The organism is aff. Roholtiella sp. LEGE 12411 (genome assembly GCF_015206995.1).
In the GTDB taxonomy this organism is placed as follows: domain Bacteria; phylum Cyanobacteriota; class Cyanobacteriia; order Cyanobacteriales; family Nostocaceae; genus Komarekiella.
Map to the genome: position 1 here is coordinate 1 of NZ_JADEXR010000301.1, position 1,767 is coordinate 1,767.

Below are 1,767 nucleotides of genomic sequence, written 5' to 3' on the forward strand. Positions count from 1 at the left end.
AGACCAAAGTCTCAACGGCGGGCTAGCCCCTAAATTCATTTATGGGGGTTAGCCGTTGGCGAATTTATTCGCCGTCAAGTTTCTTTCTGATTTTGGATGTACATCTTCACCGCTTCCAGTGGTGCGCCTCCCACTGTCGAAACAAAATAAGAATTAGTCCACAAAGTAGGTAATCTACTTTTCAACTCTGGAAATTCTAATCGCAAATACCTAGAAGTCGCACCTTTGAATCTCTTCACAACACGGTGTATTCCAAATTGCGGGTCAACTTCTACTAGTAAATGTACATGATCTGGCATTATTTCCATCTCTATAATTTCAACTTTAATGTCAATTGCTATTTGAGCAAGTAACTCTTTCAGTCGAGAGGCGATTGCATTCACAAGCACTGGCCTTCTGTATTTAGGGCAAAAAATAACATGATATTTACACGAATAAACAACATTTTTGTTTGATTTAAACTTTTGCATGGAACCTTGTTGACATTATATAGCATATAGCCATATAGTATTTCAAGTAAGGCTGTATATCAAGGAGGTGATTTAAGAGTGTTAGTAATGGAGTACAAAGCAGTTGTCAAAAAACCACAAGCAAAAGCTATAGATGAAGCTATTCGCACAAGTCAGTTTGTCAGAAATAAAGTGCTTAGATATTGGATAGATAATCGTGGCGTTGGTAAAAAAGAACTGTACCAGTACAACACTCAATTAAGAGCAGAGTATGAATTTGTAAGAAACTTAAGCAGCCATGCTTGTCAAGCATCAGTCGAAAACGTAGAACGTGCTATCAACAGATTCTTTGCGAATTGCAAAGCCAAAAAACCAGGGTTGAAAGGCTACCCGAGGTTTAAAAAGCACAGTCGATCTGTTGAATATAAACAACAGTCTTGGAATCTGCACCCAACAAAACGACGAATAGCATTCACTGATAAGAAAGGTATTGGTGAACTTAAATTATTAGGTAAATGGGATATCCATGCTTGTCCTGTTGAATTAATTAAGAGAGTTAGGATTGTTCGTCGTGTAGATGGATATTACGTGCAGTTTTGCGTAAAAGTTGATAACAAGCAGGAAGCACCGTTAACTACTTCTGTTATCGGCATTGATGTAGGGTTGGAGTACTTTTACTCTGATAGTAACGGTAAGCATGAAGAAAACCCGCGATATTTGCGTAAAGCTGAGAAAGATATCAAAGCTAGCCAACGCAACATTTATAAAAAGAAAAAAGGGTCTTCTGGTAGAAGGAAAGCGCGTGGTGTTTATGCTCGTAAACATTTAAAAGTAACAAGACAAAGGGATGAACACGCCAAGAGACTGGCGCGTAACTTAACCCTGGCTAACGCTAAGGTAGTCTTGGAAGATTTAAATATTAGCGGCTTGGTAAGAAACCACAAACTAGCCAAAAGCATAGCAGATGCTTCTTGGTACAATTTCCGCCAGTGGCTTGAATACTTTGGAGAGAAATTTGGACGGGAAATAATTGCTGTTCCGCCTCATTTCACAAGCCAAGAATGCAGTAATTGTGGCGCTAGAGTCCATAAATCACTTAGCACCAGAACTCATTCTTGCCCTCATTGCGGCCACATCGAACAACGTGATGTGAATGCAGCCAAAGTAATTTTAAGTCGGGCTTTCCGCTAGGGGTGGGCAACCCCAAAGTAACGCCAGTCGAGATGTTTCCTCTACTTCTATTGGTCGCAAGACCTGTAAAAGCAAGGAACGTCAGTGACGCTGGAATCCCCCGCCTTTAGGCGTGGGGAGTGTCAAC

General features: G+C 40.5%; 2 protein-coding genes. One reads left to right on the forward strand and one right to left on the reverse strand.

Annotation, left to right across the window (positions count from 1 at the left end; genetic code table 11):
- Positions 1-74: 74 nt before the first annotated feature.
- A complete protein-coding gene (gene tnpA, locus IQ246_RS29530; RefSeq protein ID WP_194006829.1) occupies positions 75-470 on the reverse strand; it encodes an IS200/IS605 family transposase in 396 nt (131 codons plus the stop codon).
- A gap of 87 nt (positions 471-557) precedes the next feature.
- Between tnpA and IQ246_RS29535 the strand changes: the two genes are divergently transcribed.
- Positions 558-1,640: a transposase gene (locus IQ246_RS29535; RefSeq protein WP_244142204.1), complete on the forward strand. Its 1,083-nt coding sequence runs from the start codon at positions 558-560 to the stop codon at positions 1,638-1,640.
- Positions 1,641-1,767 lie beyond the last annotated feature (127 nt).

Bases quoted from the DNA above. Each gene is read 5' to 3' on its own strand.
- tnpA (WP_194006829.1), bottom strand. From the start codon at position 470: ATGCAAAAGTTTAAATCAAACAAAAATGTTGTTTATTCGTGTAAATAT.
- IQ246_RS29535 (WP_244142204.1), top strand. From the start codon at position 558: ATGGAGTACAAAGCAGTTGTCAAAAAACCACAAGCAAAAGCTATAGAT.